Below are 18,297 nucleotides of genomic sequence, written 5' to 3'. Positions count from 1 at the left end.
CGGCGAGGGGCGGCGGAACCGCCGGCGCCTCCGCCGCGCGGGGCTCCGACACCGCAGGCGCCGACACCGCAGGCGCCGACACCGCAGGCTCCGGCGTCGGCGCGTCCGGCACCGGCGCCGTCGGCGCCTCCACTTCCTGCGCTGCCACCGTTGGCGGCGCGGGCGGCGCGGGCGGGGGCGGCGCGCGGAGCCTCGCCGCCAGCGCCAGCACCGCGCTGTCGGGCGCCAGCTCCAGCTCCTGCGCGACCAGCACCTCGTAGATCCGGGCCTGCGTGAGCGCCCCCGCGCGGTCGCCGGTGGCCTCCAGCGCCTCCATCAGCCGCACCGTCACGCGCGCGTCGAGCGGGTCCGCGGCGGCGAGCGCGCGCCAGTGCGCCGCCGCCTCGTCGGCGCGCCCCGCGCGCTCGGCCGCCGTCGCCAGCCGCTCCAGCACGCGGGCGTGGTAGCGGGCGAGCGAGCCGCGCTCCTCCTCCGCCCACCGCTCGAACGCCGGCGCGCCCACCAGGTGGAAGCCGTCGAGGAACGGCCCCGCGTACAGCGCCGCCGCCTCGGCGAGGCGTCCGCCCTTCACGTGCGCGGCGAACGCCGCGACGTCGCTCGCCATCGCGTCGGGGTCGACGCGCAGCTCCTGCGTGCCGACGATCGCGCGCTCGTCGCCGAGGTCGCGGCGCAGCGCGTACAGCGCCTGCGCCAGCGCGCGCCGCGCGCGCTCCTCCTCCTCGTCGGGCCAGAACAGTGCCAGCAGCCGCTCGCGGGAGACGCCGCGCTCGCCCACGCGCGCGAGCACGGCCAGCAGCGCCAGGCGGCGCGGCTGCGCGGTGGCGCCGCCGAGCGCGCGCTCGGCGTGCGAGACGGTGAGGCCGCCGAAGGTCTGGAGGTGGAGCACGGAGGGAGGGCACGGGCGCGGGGGGCGCCCGGCGGCGGGCGCGTCCGCAAACGTACCGACCCGGACGGCCGCGGCAAGCGCGCCGGCGCCGACCCGCGCATCACCCCGCGTCTCGCCTCGCCCGTCGCCCGGCGCCGCTCACCGGCGCGTGCGCAGCCAGCGGTCGATCGCGTCCACCGCCCGGTAGCGCGGGTGCGGCCAGGGCGCGGGCTCGTCGAACGCGGCGCGGAGCTCGCGCAGCGCGGGGGCGTGGTCCACGCCCGCGCCGGAGAGCCGCGTCAGCGTACCCAGGATCGCGTCCACCTCGAAGACCATGAGCCCCGCGTACAGGTGCGACGGGTGCGACGCGTTCCGGATGCGCGCGCGGACCCGCGCCGCCTCGGCCCGCACGCCGGCGGCGGCCGCGCGCGCGTACGGGGCCGGGTCCGACACGTCGTGCGATGCGAGGAAGACGAACGCCGCGTCGGCGTCCGGCCCGGCCAGCACGTCGGCCACGCGCGTCTCCCACTCCGGCAGCGTCCGGATCCGCGCGAGGGCCCGCTGCCGGATCGTCGGGTGGTTCCCGTCGCGCGTCAGGGCGAGCAGCCGCGCGAGCTGCGTGGCCGGGTCGAGCGAGTCGGCGTCGGCGAGCGCCTGCCGCTGGAAGGCGTCGAGCGCGGACGGGTCACGCCGCGCGGCCGCGCGTCGCCCGTCGACCCATCGTCCGACGGACGGGAGCGCGAGCACCAGGGCGAACGCCGCCGCCTGCAGCGCGACGAGGCCGAGGAGTCGCGTCGGCCAGGGGCCCGGCGTCGGGCCGCGCAGCAGCAGGCCGGCGGCGACGGTGAGCAGGAGCGGCACCAGCAGCGGAAGCAGGCGCGTCGCGGCGGCGGGGCTCCACGGCGCGACCGCGCTCGTCGGCGCGGCCGCGGCCGCCGAGGCGGCGGCCGCCCCGCTCACGAGGACGAAGAGCAGCGCCGGCAGCGCGCGCCAGCTCCCGGCCACCGGCGTCGCCGGGAGGCGTCCGGCGATCGCGACCACCGCGGTGAGGGCCAGCAGGATCGCCAGCAGCGCGGCGTGCCCGCCCAGCATCGCCCACGCGTGCCCGACGCCGGCGTCGCCGCCCGGCATCCGCGTCAGCTGCAGCCGGGCGAGCGCCACGATCAGCCCGCCCGCGGCCAGCGCGAGGAGGTAGCCGAGCGCGATCACGAGCGGCCGCGCGGCGGGGGGGGCGGCGACCCGCCGGGGGCGGCGAGGCGCGGTGGACGTGGCGGCATGGGGACTCCGGTTCGCTCGGGGTGAGGGGGATACGATACGGGCGCCCGTCACGGGCCGATCACCCACGTCCCTGGGGCGACGACGCGCCCGGGTGATCCCGGGTGATGCGCGGGCGATGGCCGTCGCGATCCATGCGGGGCGCGACACACCCGCCGCGCCCCGCCGCCCCTTCCCGCCTCGGAGTGACGCATCCATGATCGACGTCGAGCCGTTCCCCACACGGGCGCCGCTGTCGTCCCGCAGGCACGTCGAGGCGGCATGAGCGCGGAGCGGTCGGAGTGGTACCGGCGCGCCGACGCGCTGGCGCGCGAGGGACGGATCGAGGACGCCGAGCGGCTGATCCGCGACGCGGTGCCGCACGTCGCGTTCGCGTACGTGACGGCGGAGCTGCACGCCGACCGCATGCGCCGGCTGCGCGGCGAGGGCGACCACGCCGGCGCGGCGCGGGCCCTCGCCGACGCCAGGCGGTGGATCGACAACTACGCGAGCATGGCGACCAGCGGCGGCGAGGGGTACGCGCTCGCCGCCGACCGCGACCGCTTCCTCGCGACGCTGCCCGACGTGTACGACGCGGACGGCGGGTGAGCGCATGCCGACGCCCGCGATCCGCATCCCCGCCCGACTCCCGACCCGCCTCGCCATGGGATTGCTCGCCACGCTTCTCGCCGCGTGCGGCCGCGCCACGGGCGTGTGGGCGCGCCAGCCGCACACGGTGCACGCCCTCGACGGCGTCGTGCGCGTGGCCGTGCCCGCGGCGCTCGCGATCGACGACCGCGTGACGGAGCGCGGCGCCGACTGGCGCGCCTACCAGTTCCGCCGCCCGTACCGCAGCCACCTCAACGGGCAGACGTCGTGGGCCGAGGTGCTCGGCGTCGCCGTCGTCGCGCCCGACCTGCCGCGCGAGCGGCTCGACGCGCTGCTCGCCGCGGGCGCGCTGCGGCTGCCGGAGCTCGGGTGGGGGCCGCGGCCGGGCCTCGGCGTCCTCGACGACGCGGGGCTGCGCTGGCTGGTGCAGGAGCAGACGTACGACCGCGATCCGGTGCACGAGCCGTCGTGGGCCATCCGCGTGGACGACCCGGCGGCGGGGATCGTGATCGGGTGGCGCGGCTTCAAGAAGCACTACACGCTGGAGGCGGCGAGGGCGAACCTGCGCGCGCTGCACGCCTCGGTGCGCATCGACGGCGACCTGCAGCGGAGCTTCGCGTCCAGGTGGAGCTGGTCGGGCGACGCGTGGCGGCGCGACTTCCCCGAGAACCTCGCCGTCGTGCGCGCGGTGCTGCGCGAGCGCTCGCTCGCCGTGGGCGCGCCCGGCGCCCTGGCGCGGCAGGGGGCGTGGCGCGTGGCGGTGGACGACGAGCGGCCGCAGCGGCTGCACCTGATGCACGCGGTCGCCGCGCTCGCGCTGCCGGAGGGGCCGTTCCGGACCACCGAGCCGGTGACGTACTTCCAGCGCTGGTCGGGGCGCTGGCGGCAGGACAACCAGGGCTCCGAGGGCGGGCTGCTCCCCGAGTCGCTGCTCGACGCGATGCGCGCCGAGCTCACGGATCCCGAGCAGGTCCACTTCTTCCGCGTCCGCTCCCTCGACCTGTGGCGGCGGTACGCGCCGGGCGAGCTCGCGGCGTCGCTGCGTGCGGCGCTGCGCGACACGGAGGCCGAGGCGGTGCGCTGGCGGCGCGACGGGTTCATCGCGGCGGACGCGGCGCCCTGAGACGACGGGCGCCGTCGGACGGGTCGTCGCCCGGCGGGCGGCGCGCGGGGGGGCGTGGTATCTTCGCCGCGGCCGGCAGGCGTGCGACACCCCTCCGCGAGGATCCCACGTGCAGATCGAGTTCAGCGGCGCCGCCCGCGAGGTGACGGGCAGCTGCCACATCGTGCGGGCGAACGGGAAGACGATCCTGCTCGACTGCGGGCTGTTCCAGGGGCGCCGCCGCGAGTCCGAGTCGAAGAACCGGCGGCTGCCGCTGCCGGTGGGCGAGATCGACGCGGTGATCCTGAGCCACGCGCACATCGACCACGCGGGGCGGCTGCCGTACCTCGTGAACGAGGGCTATCGCGGGGACATCTGGGCGACGGCCGCGACCCGGGATCTGTGCGGCATCATGCTGCGCGACTCGGCGCACATCCAGGAGAAGGACGCCGAGTACCTCTCGCGCCGCGGGCGGGAGTCGGTCGAGCCGCTCTACACGAAGGAGGACGCCGTCCGCGTGCAGCAGCAGATGATCGGCGTCCCGTACCACCGCTGGTTCGACGTCCTCCCCGGCGTCCGCGCGCGCTTCACCGACGCCGGCCACATCCTCGGCTCCGCGTCGGTGGTGCTGGAGGCCGTGGAGGACGGGCGCGCGCGCCGCCTGGTCTTCTCGGGCGACGTCGGGCGCAGCGGGCTGCCGATCATCCGCGACCCCGAGCCGCCGACCGACGGCGCCGACGCCGTGATCCTCGAGTCCACCTACGGGGACCGCGACCACCCGCCGTACGAGGACGCCCGCGAGCGGCTGGCGGCGATCGTGCGCGACACCGCCGCGCGCGGGGGGCGGGTGCTGATCCCCGCCTTCGCCGTCGGCCGGACGCAGGAGCTGGTGTACGACCTGCACGAGCTCTACACCCAGGACCGCGTCCCGCGCATCCCGATCGTCATCGACAGCCCGCTGGCCGTCGACGCCACGGGGGTGTTCGCCGCCAACCCCGAGGTCTACGACCGCGGCGAGGCGCTGGTGAACGCGACGCGCGAGCTGTTCCAGTTCGGGCTCGTGCGCTACGTGCGCGACGTGCAGGACTCCAAGGCGCTCAACGCGCAGCGCGGGCCGATGGTGGTCATCTCGGCGAGCGGGATGGCCGAGTCGGGGCGCATCCTGCACCACCTCATGCACGGCGCGTCGGACCCCCGGAACACGATCCTGATCGTCGGCTTCCAGGCCGAGCACACGCTCGGGCGGCGGATCGTGGAGCGGCGGGCGACGCTGCGGATCCTCGGCGAGGACGTGCCGCTGCGCGCGCGGGTCGAGGTGCTGAACGGGTACAGCGCCCACGGCGACCGCGCCGACCTCGCGCGCTGGCTCGACGCCGTCGGCGCCGCGTCGCCGGCGCCGCCGCCGGTGTACCTGGTGCACGGCGAGCAGCCGGCGCAGGAGGCGCTGCGGGCGATGCTCACGGGACGCGGCTTCGCGGTGCAGGTGCCGGCGCCGGGAGACGTGGTGACGGTGTAGCGGCGAGCGGCGAGCGTCGAGGGGGCTCCGTGTGGGGGACAGGTCGTCCCGCGGCGGAGCCCCCGTCGCGTCGCAGGCCGAGCGCCGGGCGCCGAGCGCCGCGGGCACTGTCGCTCGGCGCCCGGCGCTCGGCGCTTGGGTGGCCCTGCGCAGGCGGCTCCGCCGCGAGACGACGGTCGGCCTCCGAGGAGTTCCCTCGACGCTCACCGCTCGACGCTCGCCGCCCGCGCTACCTTCCTCCCGTGTCCTCCCGTCCCGGTGGCCTCCGCCACATGGCGCTCAGCGCCTTCTGGTTCTCCGTCATGGCGCTGTGCGTGAAGCTCGGCGGGCGGCGGCTGCCGAGCCAGGAGCTGGTGCTGGTGCGCGCGGTGCTGACGCTCGGCATGAGCTGGGCGGCGCTGCGGCGGGCGGGGCTCGCGCTGCGCAGCGACGACCCGGCGCGGCAGCGCGCGCTGCTCGCGCGCGGCGCCTTCGGGTGCCTCGGGCTGACCTGCTTCTACGCCTCGCTGGTGCGCCTGCCGCTCGCCGAGGCGACGCTGCTGCAGTACACGAACCCGATCTGGGCGAGCGTGCTGGCGGCGGCGCTGCTCGCCGAGCGGGTGGGGCGGCGCGAGGCGCTGTGCCTGGCGGCGAGCGTCGCGGGCGTCGTCCTCGTGGTGCGCCCGGCGGCGCTGCTCGGCGCGGGCGGGTCGGCAATCCCGCTCGGCGCGGTCGCGGTGGCGCTCCTCGGGTCGCTCGGCAGCGCGGCGGCGTACGTGACGATCCGGAAGCTGGGGACCGCGGAGCCGGCGCCGCGCGTGACGCTCTACCTGCCGCTGGTGACGGTGCCGCTCACCGTGCCGCTGGCGGTGGCCGGGTGGGTGTGGCCGACGCCGCGCGAGTGGGCGGTGCTGGTGGCGATGAGCGTGGCCACGCAGCTGGCGCAGGTGCAGCTGACGAAGGGGCTGCAGCGCGAGCCGGCGGCGCGGGCGACGGCGGTCGGCTACCTGCAGCTGGTGTTCGCGGCCGCGTGGGGGTGGCTCGTGTTCGCGGAGCGGCCGACCGCGTGGACCGCCGCCGGCGCGCTCACGATCGTCGCGGCGACGCTGGTGCTGGCGCTCCGCCGGTCGGCGCGCCCGCCGGTCGGCGCGGCGCCCGAGGAGGAGCCGGCGGCCGCCTGACGCGCGCGGGGTGCGCGACGTGCGCGCGGGGTGCGCGGGGTTGCGTCACGCGTGGGGGGGAACGGACGCCGGGGGCGCCCCGCGCGCCGTCGTGCGCGCGCGGGATGCCCCCGGGAGGCCGCCGTCGGCGGCGCTCAGGTCACGCGGCGGACCAGCTCCCCGATCGGCGCGGTGACCTTCTCCCCGACGCGCTCGCCGAGCTCCATCGCCTGGCTGGCGATCTCGCTGGCCACGCGCCCGACGCGCCGGAGCGGCGCCGGGACGCGCGTCGCGCCCCTGGTGCCGGTACTCGCACCCGAGTCTGAGGACGCGGCGGCGCGCTTCCGGCCGCCGGCGCGCTTCGACGTCGCGCGCTTGGAGGAGGAGCGCTTCGCCGTCGCCTTCCGGGCCGAGGACTTCCGGGCCGAGGACTTCTTGGCCGTCGAGCGCTTCGCGGTCGACTTGCGGGCGGTGGTCTTGCGCGCCGTGGACTTCCGCGCCGTGGACTTCCGCGCCGTCGACTTGCGCGCCGTGGACTTGCGGGCGGTCGACTTGCGGGCGGCGGACTTCTTCGCCGTCGACTTGCGGGCCGAGGACTTCTTGGCCGTCGAGCGCTTGGCGGTCGAGCGCTTCGCGGAGGAGCGCTTCGCGCCCGCGCGCTTGCTGCTCGAGCCGGAGCTCTTCCGGGCGCTCTTGCGCGCGCCCGACGTACCGGAGGACTTCGTGCGAGTCGCCATGCGTGGCCTCCCTGGTTTGGGTTCGCCCCGGGCTGTGCAAGAATTAGGCACACAGCGCGACGAGGACGCCTCGAGGACCCTGCACGCGCGCCGGTCCCGGCGTGCGGCCCGATGCGAAATGGTCGCACCTGGCGGCTTAATACGTATGCCCGGGTCGCGCCGGCGCGCAAGGCGTGTGACAGGATTTCGTGCGCGCGCGGGCGCCGCGCGCGCGCCGCGGCGACGCCTCGGTATCTTCCCCGCGCCCGCCGCACACCGGCCGCGGCATCGGACCGAACCACCAGTGGAGGGATGCATGATGCGGATCACGACCCCGCGCCTCGTCGCGTGCGCGGCACTCCTCGGCGCCTGCGGCGGCGCCGCGAAGGACGGCGCCGACACGGCGGCCGCGGCCCCCGACACCGCCGCGGCGACCGCCGACGCGGCCGACCCGACGCGCGTCGCCGCGGGCGCGCAGGGCGTCCCCGCGGGCTACACCGGGCGCACCGACCGCCCCGCGCAGGCGATCGCCGACGCGAAGTACGTCGCGAAGGGCGACGGCGCGTGGGAGGTGACCACCGGCCCCGCGCACGTGCTGTGGGCCGCCGGCGACACGGCGAGCGGCCGCTACACCGCGCGCGCCCGCTTCACGCAGCTCGAGGCCCCGTCGCACCCCGAGGCGTTCGGCGTCGTCGTGGGGGGGCGCGACCTGGAGGGGGAGGGGCAGCGCTACACCTACTTCATCGTGCGCGGCACCGGCGAGTACCTGGTGCGCGTGCGCGAGGGCGCCGGGACGCGCGACGTGCGCGGGTGGACCGCCGCGCCGGCCGTCCCGAAGCAGGACGGCTCGGGGCGCGCGACCTACGACCTCGCGGTCCGCGTCGACCAGGACTCGACGCGCTTCCTCGTCGGCGAGACGCCGGTGTTCGCGGTCGCCGCGGGCGCGGTGCCGACGGACGGCGTCGCGGGGGTGCGGGTGAACCACAACCTGCACCTGGAGCTGCGGCCGGTGGCGATCACGCGCTGACGCGACGGGCGCTGCGGGCTGCGGACGGCGGGTTCGGATCCGCAGCCCGCAGCCCGCAGCTCAGCCCCGCCACGTCTCCCCGTGCCGCGGGATCCACAGCCGCGCGGGGTCGAGTCCCGCCGCGTCCCATGCGGCCCGCGTCCGCGCCGGCGGCTCGTCCACCGGCTCGTCGGTGAGCACGAAGGTGCCGAAGTGCATCCCGCCGAACGCGGGCGGCGGGAGGTCGGGGCGCGACGCGCGCTGCCCCTCGGCGACGGCGCGCCACGCCGCCACCGCGTCGTCGGGGTCCATGTGCACCGGGCGCATGAACCAGCGCGGCGCGTACGCGCCGATCGGCACCAGCGCCAGCGCGAACGGCCCGCGCTCGGCGCCGATGCGCGCGAACTCGGGGTGCAGCCCGGTGTCGCCCGAGTAGAACACCCCCGGCGCGTCGCCGGCGTGCAGCGTCCACCCGCCCCACAGCGACGCGTCGCGGTTCGAGACGCCGCGCCCCGAGAAGTGCTGCGCCGGCACGAAGCCGACGCGCAGCGGGCCGACGTCGCGCGTCTCCCACCAGTCCAGCTCCGCCGCCCCGGGCGCGCCGAGCGCCGCGAGGGTGCGCGCGACGCCGAGCGGGGCGAGCCAGCGCGCCTTCGGGTGGAGCCGCGCCAGCGCGCGCACGGTCGGCGCGTCGAGGTGGTCGTAGTGGTCGTGCGAGTGCAGCACGAGGTCGAGCGGCGGCAGCGCCTCGAGCGGCAGGCCGGGGGGCGTGAAGCGGCGCGGCCCGGCGAACGGCACCGGCGACGCGCGCTCGCCGAACACCGGGTCGACCAGCACGTTCCACCCGCCGACCTGCAGCAGGAACGCGCTGTGCCCGATCCAGGTGGCGGTGACCGCGCCGGGGGCGGCGCGCGGCGCGTCGAACGCCGGCGAGACGCGCGGGAACGCCGCCGCCACGCGCGCCGGGTCGGGGGTCCGGAGCACGCCGCGCCGCTCGACCAGCATCCAGCGCAGCAGCCCGGCGAGGCCGGCGCGCTCGCTGCCGGGCCACGGGTTCGCGAAGCCGCCGCCGGGGCGGCGGTGATCGGGGGTCTGGGTCACGCGCGGAGAGCAAGCACGCGCGCCCGGCGCGCGCAAGGCGCCGCCGGGCGTCACGCCGGCGGTCGGGACGTCGGACGGCGTGACGCGGGGAGCCCGCGGCGTGACGCGGAACCCCTCAAGTTTTCGCGAATCGGCGCGCAAAGGCGCTCAAGTCCGCGCATGACGGGGCCGACATCTCTTGGCGAGGGCTGATCCGAGGCGCGTGCCACAGACGGCGCGGCCACTCCCCCTCCAACGGACCCGCACCATCCCCGTCATGACGACCGCCCGCTTCCGCACCGCCGCCGTCCGCACCCTCGCCGCGAGCGCGATCGCGCTGCTCGCCGCCTGCGCCGACGGCGCGTCCGCGCCGCGGCTCCCGCAGGCCGCCCCCGACGCCGCGCCGCGCCGCGACCTGCTCGGCGCGACGCTCGGGACGGTGACCGCGCCGACGGCGGTGCAGGGGCTGCTGTGGCTCAAGGAGGCGAAGCAGGAGACGGCGACCAAGGTGATCGGCCCCGCCGGCGGCAGCCTCGGCGTCGGCGGCATGAAGCTGACGGTGCCGAAGGGCGCGGTGACGACGAACCTCACGTTCAGCGTGACGCGCGTCGGCGGCCGCATCGTCGCCTACGAGTTCCAGCCGCACGGCACCACGTTCCGCGTGCCGGTGAAGCTCGAGTTCGAGACGAAGGGGATCGACTTCGCGTCGATGGCCGGCGCGTCGCGGATCGCCGGGGCGCACTTCCTCGACGCGTCGGCGCTCGACCAGACGCTCGGCCTCGCGCTGGTGACCGAGTTCGCGCCGACGATCGTCGCCGTCGACAAGTCGAAGGTCACGATGGAGGTGCCGCACTTCTCGGGGTGGATGGTCTCCACCGGCCGCCGCTGAGCGAGGGGACGCGACCGATGATCAAGCGCCTCCTGCTCCCCGCCGTCGCCCTGCTCGCCGCCTGCGGCGACGCGGCCACCGCCCCGCTCGCGCCGGCCGACGCGCCGAGCCGCGGCACGATCAGCATCAGCAGCAGCACCGGCTCGAGCAGCTCCGGCGGCGACACGTCGCGCGTGAGCTTCAGCTACGGCCCGAACACGTCGGTGACCGTGCGCGTCGGCGCCCACAAGGTGGTGTTCCCGACCAACGCGGTGTGCGACCCGGCCACGTCGGGGTACGGCCCCGCGACCTGGAACTCGGCCTGCACGCCGCTGTCGAAGTACATCACCTTCCAGGCGAAGGCGTGGACCGACGCGAGCGGGCGTCCGCAGATCCGCTTCAGCCCGGACGTGCGGTTCGTGCCGACGAAGACCGTGACGCTCTACCTCTACGACAAGGCGGCGGCCAACGACCCGGCGTTCCGTTTCGCGTGGTGCCCGACCGGCGCCGCGAGCTGCGTGGACGAGTCGAAGACCGACGCCAGCCTGGTGCCGCAGCGCGACCCGGCGAACGGCTTCCTGTTCGGCCGCATCAAGCACTTCAGCGGCTACACCGTGGTCGTCGACCGCGCCGGCGGCGAGGACAGCGGCTTCGGCTTCTGAGCGGACGGGCGGTCGCGGCTGGGCGGGCGGCGTGGATCGTGCACGCCGCCCGCCCCGTCCCGCGTCCCCGCCCCGATGAGCGACCCGACCGCCGGCCCGCGCCTCGTGCGCGCCCCGGACTTCCCCGCAGGGCTCGACTGGCTGCACACCGACGGGCGCGCGCTCGCGCTCCCCGACCTGCGCGGCCGCGTCGCGCTGCTCGACTTCTGGACGTACGGCTGAATCAACTGCGTCCACGTCCTCCCGCAGGTGCGGGAGCTCGAGCGCCGGTTCCCCCGCCAGCTCGCCGTCGTCGGCGTGCACAGCGGGAAGTTCATCGCCGAACGCGAGACGGCGCGCATCGCGCACGCCGCCGCGCGCCTGGGGGTGCACCACGCGGTCGTCAACGACCGGCAGTTCCGCGTCTGGCGGTCGTGGGCGGTGCGCGCCTGGCCGACGCTGGCCGTGGTCGACGCGCGCGGCTACGCGGTCGCCGTGCAGGCCGGCGAGCTGACCGCCGACGAGCTGATGCCGCTGGTCGCCGCGCTGGCCGCCGAGCCGGCGATGGCGGCCGACCTCCCGACGCCGCCCGCGCCCGCGCCGCCGCCGGCCGACTCGGCGCTGCGCTACCCCGGCAAGGTGGCGGTCTCGGCGCCCGACGCCGACGGCGTGCGCCGCCTCGCGGTCGCCGACTCGGCGCGCCACCGCGTGCTGGTCGGCCGCCTCGACGCGGGCGGGACGCGGCTGACCGTCGAGCGCGTGGTCGGGCGCGGCGGCGCGACGTCGGCCGGCACGGGGCCGGTGGGCACGGGGGCGACGCGCGACGACCTGCGCGCGGCCGCCGACGGCCCCGCCGACGCGGCCACCTTCGACAACCCGCAGGGGCTCGCGTTCGGGACGGGGGCGCACGCGGGGACGCTGTTCGTCGCCGACGCCGGGAACCACGCGGTGCGCGCGGTCGACCTGGCGACGGGCGCGGTGCGCACCCTCGCCGGCACGGGCGCCCGCGTCCGGACGCGCGAGGACCGGCGCGCCGGCGCGCTGGCGTCGCCGTGGGACCTCGCGTACGCCGTCGTCGACGGGCGCCCGACGCTGGCGGTGGCGATGGCGGGGACGCACCAGCTGTGGATCGTCGACCCCGCGACCGGCGCCGCCAGCGCGCACGCCGGCGGGCGCGGGGAGGACCTGATGGACGGCGCGCTGGCCGACGCGCTGCTCGCGCAGCCGATGGGGATCGCGACCGACGGCCGCACGCTCTGGTTCGCCGACGCCGAGTCGAGCGCGGTGCGCGCCGCCGACGCCGCGCCGGCGGGCACGGTGCGCACGGTCGTCGGCACCGGGCTGTTCGACTTCGGCGACCGCGACGACGTCGGCGACGCCGCCCGGCTGCAGCACCCGCAGGGCGTCGCGCTGGCCCCCGACGGCCGCCTCCTCGTCGCCGACAGCTACAACGACGCGCTCCGCTGGGTCGACCCGGCCACGCGCGCCGTCACGACCTGGCAGCGCGGCTTCCACGAGCCCGGCGGGCTGGCGATCGGCGGGGGGCGGGTGTGGGTGGCGGACACGAATGCGCATCGCGTCGTCACGCTGGACCTGGACACCGGGGAGCAGGCGGAGGTCGCGCTGACCTGAAGGGCGGGAGTCGTCACCGCGGGAGTCCTCACGGCGGGAGTCGCGACTGCGTACCTTCCAGCGCGCGGTCGCGACTCCCGCCGTTGCGACTCCCGCTCTCGCGACTCCCGCAGTACCCGGTCATGTCGACTGCCCACAAGACCCTCAACGCCGCCTTCAAGACGAAGGCGTTCGCCGCCGCGTACTACTTCCACGGCGAGGACGACTACCTGAAGGAGGACGCGGTGCGCCAGCTGATGGCGGCCGCGGTCGACCCGGCGACGCGGGACTTCAACTGCGAGGTGCGGCGGGGGGGGGAGCTGGACGCGCAGACGCTCGACGGGCTGCTGGCGACGCCGCCGATGATGGCGGAGCGGCGGCTGGTGGCGGTGCGCGACGTCGGGGCGCTCAAGAAGGACGCGCGCGCGGCGCTCGACCGGTACCTGCAGCGGCCGGCGCCCGACACCGTGCTGCTGCTCCTGTCGCCGGCGGGGGCGAAGGCCGATGCGAAGCTCGCCGGGGCGGCCGACGCGTACGAGTTCGCGCCGCTGAACGAGGAGCGCACCGCGCGCTGGATCGCGCACCACGCGCAGGCGGAGCTGGGCGCGACGGTCACCCCGGAGGCGGTGCGGCTGCTGGTCGGCGGCGTCGGGACCGAGCTGCAGCAGCTCGCGGCGGAGCTCGACAAGGTGGTGAGCTACGCGCGCGGGGAGCGCGACGCGGCGGGCGGCGGCGGCGGCGAGATCGTGGTCGACGAGGCGGCGGTGACGGCGGTCGTGGGCGTGCGCCGCGGCGAGACCCTCGGCGACCTGCTCGACGCGGTGGCGCGGCAGGACGCGCGCACGGCGGCGGCGCTGGTCGGGCACGTGCTCGCGCAGCCCAAGGCGTCGGCGGTGACGACGGTGTTCGCGCTGTCGACGCAGATGCTGGCGATCGCGTGGGGGCAGGCGCGGCGCGCGCAGGGGGCGTCGCCGGGCGCGCTCAACGGCGAGTTCTTCAACCTCCTCAAGGAGGCCGGGGGCGCCTACGTCGGGCGGCCGTGGGGGGAGGCGGTGAAGGCGTGGGTCGCCGCCGTGGACCGCTGGACCGCGCCGGCGCTGGACCGCGCGCTGACGCTGCTGCTGGAGGCCGACGCGTCGCTCAAGGACACGCGCGTGTCGTCGGACGAGCAGGTCGTGGACACGCTCGTGCTCGCGCTGTGCGCGCTGCCGAACGACCGGGGGCGGCGGGCGGCCTGACAAGGGCGGCTGCGCGGCTGCGCGGCTGCGCAATTCAACAGCAGGGAGAACGGATCGGGCGGATGAGAAGGATGCTTCGGATCGCTCCTCGCGGCTCCGAACGCCCATCCGCCGGATCCGTCCTGATCGGACCTGATCCGATTCCCCGATGGTTGAACCGTGACCGGTCGCGACCGGATGCCGGGCGCGATCAGGTCGCAGCTCTTCAGTCCGGCCGGGCCGCGATGGCCACCGCCGCGATCTGGTCGGCGACGGGCTCCAGGAAGTTCCGGTCCTCCCAGTAGCCGACGTGCGCCGCCGGGCTCCAGCCGGTGAGCGCGCTCCCCACCTCGATCGCGTGGTCGGCGTCGACCGCGTCGGCGTACGCGTGCTCGCCGGGCGCGAGCGGGGCCAGCGGCTCGACGGTGCGGAGCGGCCAGCCGAGGACGTCGTCGGGGTCGTAGTAGTTGTGCCACCGCGCGACGGCGCGCACCGCGGGGGAGAGCAGCGGGCTCTCGCGCGGCGGGGCGACGGCGACGACCTTCGGCAGCCCCAGCGTGAAGAGCGGGAGCGTGCTGCCGAAGGTGACCAGCCCCGCCAGCGTGTGCAGCCGCTCGAACGGCGTGTCGGCGGGGGTGCGGCCGGTGGCCGGGTGCTGCGCGTCCCACAGGTAGTCGGACGCGATGACGCTGCCGAGCGAGTGGGCGACGACCACGACCGGCGCGTCGACGTCGCCGAGGGCGCGGCGGAGGGCGCCGAGGTGGTCGTGCATGCGGTCGTGGACGTCGTCGTATACGCTGCGCCCGCCGGTCGGGGCGCGGCGGTAGGCGACCGCGTCGCCGAGCGCGTTGACGACGAAGCCGCGCAGCCCGCGGTAGGCGAGCGGGCCGCCGCGGCCGAGCTGGGCCAGGAGGTCGCGCTCGCGGTCGTTGAGCAGGTCGGCCCAGTAGCCGCGGCGGAACGCCACCTCGGCGTCGCCCACGCCGCGCCGCGCGAGACGGGGGCGTATCGCACGCTCGAACTCGACGCCGAAGGTGCGCTCGCTCTGTTCGCCCATCCCGTGCACCAGGAGCACGCCGGTCCGCATCCGGGCAAATGTAGCCGCCGGGGCACGCGGGCTGCGGCCCCCCCGCGCCGGCACTTCCTGCGAGTCCACGTACCAGATCACGAGCGGAGGTAGGACATGCGCGTTCGACGCACTCCACTGAGCGCGGCCGCGCTGACGGTCGTGCTCGTCGCCGGCGCGGCGGGCCCCGCGTCGGCCCAGCAGCCCGCCACGCGCGACACCACCCGCGCGCCACGCACCGGCAGCGCGAGCGGCGAGGTCGTCCCCGGCCGGGTCACGAAGGAGATCCCCACCGCGCGGCCGGCGACGCCGACCCCGGGCGCCGCGCGCACGGACTCGGCGACTCCGATGCGGGCGCCGTCCCCGTCGCCCGACATGGCGGGGGCGGGCGCGGACGCGGCGGCGGCGCCGATCGTCGCCTCGCTGCGCTCCGACGCGCACGCGCTGGCGCTCCTGCACGAGTCCAACCTCGGCGAGATCGCCGCCGGGCAGCGCGCGGTGCGCGAGGCGGCCGACTCGGGCGTGCGCGCGTTCGCGCAGCGGATGATCACCGAGCACACCGCGCTCGACCAGCAGGGGATGCAGCTCGGCCAGCGCGCCGGCGTCGCGCCGGCGCTCCCCGACAGCCAGCTCCCGGCGCTCCAGCAGCGCGAGCTGCAGATGCTGCCGAGCGGCACCGGCGGCGCGGCGAGCACCACGACCCCAGCCAGCGGCAGCGCGCTCAGCGGCGCGACCCCCGGCACGACGCCCGGCGGCACGTCGCCGGCCAGCAGCCCGATGCCGGGCACGACGGGCACGCCCGGCACGACGGGAAGCACCACGGGCGGGACCACCGGCGGCACGCCGCCGACGGGGACCACCACCGATCCGACGCGCGGGAGCGGTCGGGTCGCGGGCGCGACGACGCCCGGCGTGACCCCCGGGGGTACGAGCCCGGCGAGCAGCCCGATGCCCGGCACCACCGACACCACGCGCGCCGGCGCCGCCGCGAACCCGCACGCGGGGCACGACATGAGTGCCGGCGCGATGAGTGCGGGCGGCGGCGCGAGCGCGTTCGACCGCGCCTACGTCGCGCAGCAGGTGGCCGCGCACGCGCGCACGCTCGCCCTCGTCGACGCGGCGATCGCGCGCGGCGAGAACGCCGAGCTGAAGACGGCGCTCCAGTCGCAGGTCCGCCCGGCGGTGGCGGCGCACCTTGAGGAGGCGCGCGCGCTGCAGGCGCGGGTCGGCGGGCGGTAGCCCTACAACGCGCTGCGGGCTGCGGACCGCGGGTTCGAATCCGCAGCCCGCAGCCCGCAGCGTCGTTCGGGCGGAGCCTACGGCTGGTCCTGGATCCCCACCGCCGTCGGCGCCTGCGGCGCGCCCGGCGTGTCCTCGATCGTCTTGAGGACGTCGCGCCAGGCGAACTTCTTCCCGCTGCCGAGGACGTAGTAGTCCATCCACGCCTTCTCGGCGACGCTCTTCACGAGGCGGTTGCGCGGGTCGGGGATGCCGTGCGAGGCGCCCGGGTACATGTAGAGCTCCGTCGGCACGTTGAGCTTCTTGAGCGCCATGTGCAGCTCGACGCTCTGCGGGCTCGGGACGCGCGGGTCGCCCTCGACGACGTGGATCATCGTCGGCGTCTTGGCGGCCTTGATGTACTTGATCGGCGACTGGTTCCAGTACGCGTCGAAGTCCTCGTACGGGAGCTTGTTGCCGAGGTAGAACTGGCGGTTCCGCTGCACGTCGCTCTGCGCGTACATCGAGATCCAGTTCGACGTGCCGGCGCCCGAGGAGATCGCCTTGAAGCGGTCGGTGTGCGTGAGGATCCAGTTCGACCAGTGGCCGCCGGCGCTCCACCCGAGGACGCCCATCTTCGTGGAGTCGACCATGCCGTCGGCGATCAGCTTGTCGACGCCGGTCATGATGTCCTGGTAGCCGGGGTCGAAGTAGTTGCCGACGATCCCCGTCTTGTGCGCCTCGCCGTAGTTGGTCGAGCCGCGGTAGTTGGGCATCAGCACGACCCAGCCGCTGCCGGCGTAGACCTGCGCGCCGTAGCCGCCGTTGAAGCCGAGGACGTCCGCCGAGGCCGGGCCGCCGTGGATGGCGACGAGGAGCGGGTACTTCTTCCCGGGCTCGTAGCCGACCGGCTTCACGAGCACGCCGCCGACCGGCTTGCCGTCCTTGGACGTCCAGGTGATCTCGGTGGTCTCGCCGAGGGCGAGGCTGCGCACCTGCGGGTTGGCGTCGGTGAGCTGCGTCCACGCCGCGCGCCGCGCGACCTGCTCGATGGACGGCGCCAGGTACAGCGTGGCCGGCGTCGCCGGGTCGCTGTACTGGACCAGGATGCGCTTCGTGTCGTCGTCCTGCACGACCTGCAGCGACGCCTTCTCGCTGGTGACCTGGCGGACGTTGCCGCTCGCCACGTCGAGCGCGAAGAGCTGGTTGGTCGCCTTCAGCCCCTCGTTGAAGTAGATCGTCTTCCCGTCCTTCGACCAGAAGTCGGCGCCGACGTCGCCGTCGAACGACGCGCCGACCTTGCGCCACTGGCCGCCCCTGTCGTCGACCCGGCGCAGGTAGACGCGCCGGTTCTTCATGTTGTAGGCGGTCATGTCGTCGGACGCCGAGAAGGCCATCCACTTGGAGTCGGGGGAGAAGGAGATGCCGCTCTCCCCGCCCTCGTCGTTCGTGGTCAGCCGCTCGATCGCGTTCCCCTGCGTGTCGAGCAGGTACAGGTCCGAGTAGATCCCCTGCTCGGTGACGTTGCGCTTGTACCGGTTGTTGGGGACGCCCTGGAAGCCGACGTAGCGCCCGTCCTCGGAGAGGACGAAGTTCGTCACCGAGAGCGACGTGTCGCGCGTGAGGCGCGTCGTCTTCCGGTCGGCGACGTCCATCACCCACAGCGACGACGTCGGCGCCTCGGCGTTGCGCACGTTGGCGGTGAAGCGCTTCTCGCGGCGGAGCTTCTCGTCGCGGTCGACGGTGTCGGCGGTGACGAAGTAGATGCGCTTCGCGTCGGGGCTCCAGCGCCACAGGCCGACGCCGGTGGGGTGCTTGGTGAGCGCCGTCGCCTTGAGCGAGTCGAGCGGGGTGCCCGCGGCGAGCGCCGCGACGGGGAGGGCGTGCAGCTGCTCCTCGTCGGTCTTGCCGGCGCGGTAGACGAGCCACTGCCCGTCGGGGCTGAACTCGAAGTTCGAGACGCCGTCCTTGGCGTCGGTGACGCGGCGCCCCTCGCCGCCGTCGGGGCGCATCACGTAGAGCTGCTGCTGCTGCGCCTGCGCGGCCGGCGCCTCGCGGTTGGAGGCGAAGACGAAGTACGCGCCGTCCTTCGCCCACTTCGGCGCGGTCTCGTTCTTGTCGCGCGTGAAGGTGAGCTGGCGCGTGCTCTTCACGCCGCCGCTCGTCGACACGACGTAGAGGTCGGACTGCGAGCGCGCCTCCTTCCAGTCGGGGGAGGAGAGCGTGTACAGCGCCCACTTGGCGTCGGGGCTGAGCGCGACGTTGCCGACGCCCTTCGTGTACTGCATGTCGACGAAGGTCATCGGCCGCTTGGCGCCCGGCGCGGCGGCCGGCGTGGCGGCGGGGGCGGCCTGGGCGGCCAGCGCCGCCGGCGCGCGGGCGCACGGCC

The 18,297-nt window shown here is 76.2% G+C and carries 17 protein-coding genes; 11 read left to right on the top strand and 6 right to left on the bottom strand.

The features are described from left to right. On the bottom strand, positions 1-886 hold an 886-nt coding region (locus PYV61_RS07485; protein WP_275829947.1), incomplete at its 3' end, for a BTAD domain-containing putative transcriptional regulator. A gap of 138 nt (positions 887-1,024) precedes the next feature. Beyond that, positions 1,025-2,074, bottom strand: a complete 1,050-nt coding sequence (locus PYV61_RS07480) for a hypothetical protein (protein ID WP_275829944.1) — start codon at positions 2,072-2,074, stop codon at positions 1,025-1,027. Positions 2,075-2,401: 327 nt separating this feature from the next. On the opposite strand from PYV61_RS07480, the gene PYV61_RS07475 reads away from it, so the two are divergent. The 4 genes from PYV61_RS07475 (at position 2,402) to PYV61_RS07460 (ending at position 6,506) form a co-directional block, all read left to right on the top strand. Then, a complete protein-coding gene (locus tag PYV61_RS07475; RefSeq protein ID WP_275829942.1) occupies positions 2,402-2,728 on the top strand; it encodes a hypothetical protein in 327 nt (108 codons plus the stop codon). Between the two features lie 4 nt (positions 2,729-2,732). Beyond that, complete coding sequence (locus PYV61_RS07470) at positions 2,733-3,851, top strand: hypothetical protein (protein ID WP_275829940.1); 1,119 nt, start codon at positions 2,733-2,735, stop codon at positions 3,849-3,851. A 109-nt stretch (positions 3,852-3,960) separates the two neighbouring features. Next, positions 3,961-5,346, top strand: a complete 1,386-nt coding sequence (locus PYV61_RS07465; protein WP_275829938.1) for an MBL fold metallo-hydrolase — start codon at positions 3,961-3,963, stop codon at positions 5,344-5,346. Positions 5,347-5,588: 242 nt separating this feature from the next. Further along, positions 5,589-6,506, top strand: a complete 918-nt coding sequence (locus PYV61_RS07460) for a DMT family transporter (RefSeq protein ID WP_275829936.1) — start codon at positions 5,589-5,591, stop codon at positions 6,504-6,506. 134 nt (positions 6,507-6,640) lie between these two features. Here PYV61_RS07460 and PYV61_RS07455 read toward each other — a convergent pair whose 3' ends face one another. Continuing rightward, positions 6,641-7,222: a histone H1-like repetitive region-containing protein gene (locus tag PYV61_RS07455; RefSeq protein ID WP_275829934.1), complete on the bottom strand. Its 582-nt coding sequence runs from the start codon at positions 7,220-7,222 to the stop codon at positions 6,641-6,643. A gap of 295 nt (positions 7,223-7,517) precedes the next feature. Between PYV61_RS07455 and PYV61_RS07450 the strand changes: the two genes are divergently transcribed. Further along, positions 7,518-8,228 (top strand): hypothetical protein, encoded by a 711-nt coding sequence (locus PYV61_RS07450; RefSeq protein WP_275829932.1) that lies wholly within the window; start codon positions 7,518-7,520, stop codon positions 8,226-8,228. Between the two features lie 60 nt (positions 8,229-8,288). On the opposite strand, the gene PYV61_RS07445 is transcribed toward PYV61_RS07450, so the two are convergent. Continuing rightward, positions 8,289-9,308 carry an MBL fold metallo-hydrolase gene (locus PYV61_RS07445; RefSeq protein ID WP_275829930.1) on the bottom strand — a complete coding sequence of 340 codons (1,020 nt, stop codon included), beginning with the start codon at positions 9,306-9,308 and terminating at the stop codon, positions 8,289-8,291. Between the two features lie 256 nt (positions 9,309-9,564). On the opposite strand from PYV61_RS07445, the gene PYV61_RS07440 reads away from it, so the two are divergent. The 5 genes from PYV61_RS07440 to holA all read left to right on the top strand — a co-directional run bounded on the left by PYV61_RS07440 (position 9,565) and on the right by holA (position 13,645). Next, the gene (locus PYV61_RS07440) at positions 9,565-10,176 is read left to right on the top strand and encodes a hypothetical protein (protein ID WP_275829928.1); all 612 of its coding nucleotides are present in this window, start codon (positions 9,565-9,567) and stop codon (positions 10,174-10,176) included. Positions 10,177-10,193: 17 nt separating this feature from the next. Next, the gene (locus PYV61_RS07435) at positions 10,194-10,817 is read left to right on the top strand and encodes a hypothetical protein (protein ID WP_275829926.1); all 624 of its coding nucleotides are present in this window, start codon (positions 10,194-10,196) and stop codon (positions 10,815-10,817) included. A gap of 75 nt (positions 10,818-10,892) precedes the next feature. Then, on the top strand, positions 10,893-11,039 hold the full coding sequence (locus tag PYV61_RS07430; protein ID WP_275829924.1) for a hypothetical protein: 147 nt from the start codon (positions 10,893-10,895) through the stop codon (positions 11,037-11,039). 27 nt (positions 11,040-11,066) lie between these two features. Continuing rightward, a complete protein-coding gene (locus PYV61_RS07425; protein ID WP_275829922.1) occupies positions 11,067-12,428 on the top strand; it encodes an alkyl hydroperoxide reductase in 1,362 nt (453 codons plus the stop codon). Positions 12,429-12,550: 122 nt separating this feature from the next. Further along, positions 12,551-13,645 carry a DNA polymerase III subunit delta gene (gene holA, locus PYV61_RS07420; protein ID WP_275829920.1) on the top strand — a complete coding sequence of 365 codons (1,095 nt, stop codon included), beginning with the start codon at positions 12,551-12,553 and terminating at the stop codon, positions 13,643-13,645. 205 nt (positions 13,646-13,850) lie between these two features. On the opposite strand, the gene PYV61_RS07415 is transcribed toward holA, so the two are convergent. Continuing rightward, positions 13,851-14,711, bottom strand: a complete 861-nt coding sequence (locus tag PYV61_RS07415; protein ID WP_275829918.1) for a hypothetical protein — start codon at positions 14,709-14,711, stop codon at positions 13,851-13,853. Between the two features lie 96 nt (positions 14,712-14,807). Here PYV61_RS07415 and PYV61_RS07410 point away from each other — a divergent pair, with 96 nt between their 5' ends. After that, on the top strand, positions 14,808-15,929 hold the full coding sequence (locus PYV61_RS07410; protein ID WP_275829916.1) for a DUF4142 domain-containing protein: 1,122 nt from the start codon (positions 14,808-14,810) through the stop codon (positions 15,927-15,929). Positions 15,930-16,006: 77 nt separating this feature from the next. On the opposite strand, the gene PYV61_RS07405 is transcribed toward PYV61_RS07410, so the two are convergent. Beyond that, positions 16,007-18,297 (bottom strand): S9 family peptidase (locus PYV61_RS07405; RefSeq protein WP_275829914.1); only part of this gene is annotated, 2,291 nt, incomplete at its 5' end.

Source organism: Roseisolibacter sp. H3M3-2, assembly GCF_029211165.1.
Taxonomy (GTDB): domain Bacteria; phylum Gemmatimonadota; class Gemmatimonadetes; order Gemmatimonadales; family Gemmatimonadaceae; genus Roseisolibacter.
This window is presented reverse-complemented; position numbering and strand designations above follow the sequence as displayed.

What these genes read in the sequence shown, in the direction of transcription:
- PYV61_RS07475 (WP_275829942.1), top strand. Translation starts at nt 2,402, where the DNA reads ATGAGCGCGGAGCGGTCGGAGTGGTACCGGCGCGCCGACGCGCTGGCG.
- PYV61_RS07470 (WP_275829940.1), top strand. Translation starts at nt 2,733, where the DNA reads ATGCCGACGCCCGCGATCCGCATCCCCGCCCGACTCCCGACCCGCCTC.
- PYV61_RS07455 (WP_275829934.1), bottom strand. Translation starts at nt 7,222, where the DNA reads ATGGCGACTCGCACGAAGTCCTCCGGTACGTCGGGCGCGCGCAAGAGC.
- PYV61_RS07450 (WP_275829932.1), top strand. Translation starts at nt 7,518, where the DNA reads ATGATGCGGATCACGACCCCGCGCCTCGTCGCGTGCGCGGCACTCCTC.
- PYV61_RS07440 (WP_275829928.1), top strand. Translation starts at nt 9,565, where the DNA reads ATGACGACCGCCCGCTTCCGCACCGCCGCCGTCCGCACCCTCGCCGCG.
- PYV61_RS07435 (WP_275829926.1), top strand. Translation starts at nt 10,194, where the DNA reads ATGATCAAGCGCCTCCTGCTCCCCGCCGTCGCCCTGCTCGCCGCCTGC.
- PYV61_RS07430 (WP_275829924.1), top strand. Translation starts at nt 10,893, where the DNA reads ATGAGCGACCCGACCGCCGGCCCGCGCCTCGTGCGCGCCCCGGACTTC.
- holA (WP_275829920.1), top strand. Translation starts at nt 12,551, where the DNA reads ATGTCGACTGCCCACAAGACCCTCAACGCCGCCTTCAAGACGAAGGCG.
- PYV61_RS07415 (WP_275829918.1), bottom strand. Translation starts at nt 14,711, where the DNA reads ATGCGGACCGGCGTGCTCCTGGTGCACGGGATGGGCGAACAGAGCGAG.
- PYV61_RS07410 (WP_275829916.1), top strand. Translation starts at nt 14,808, where the DNA reads ATGCGCGTTCGACGCACTCCACTGAGCGCGGCCGCGCTGACGGTCGTG.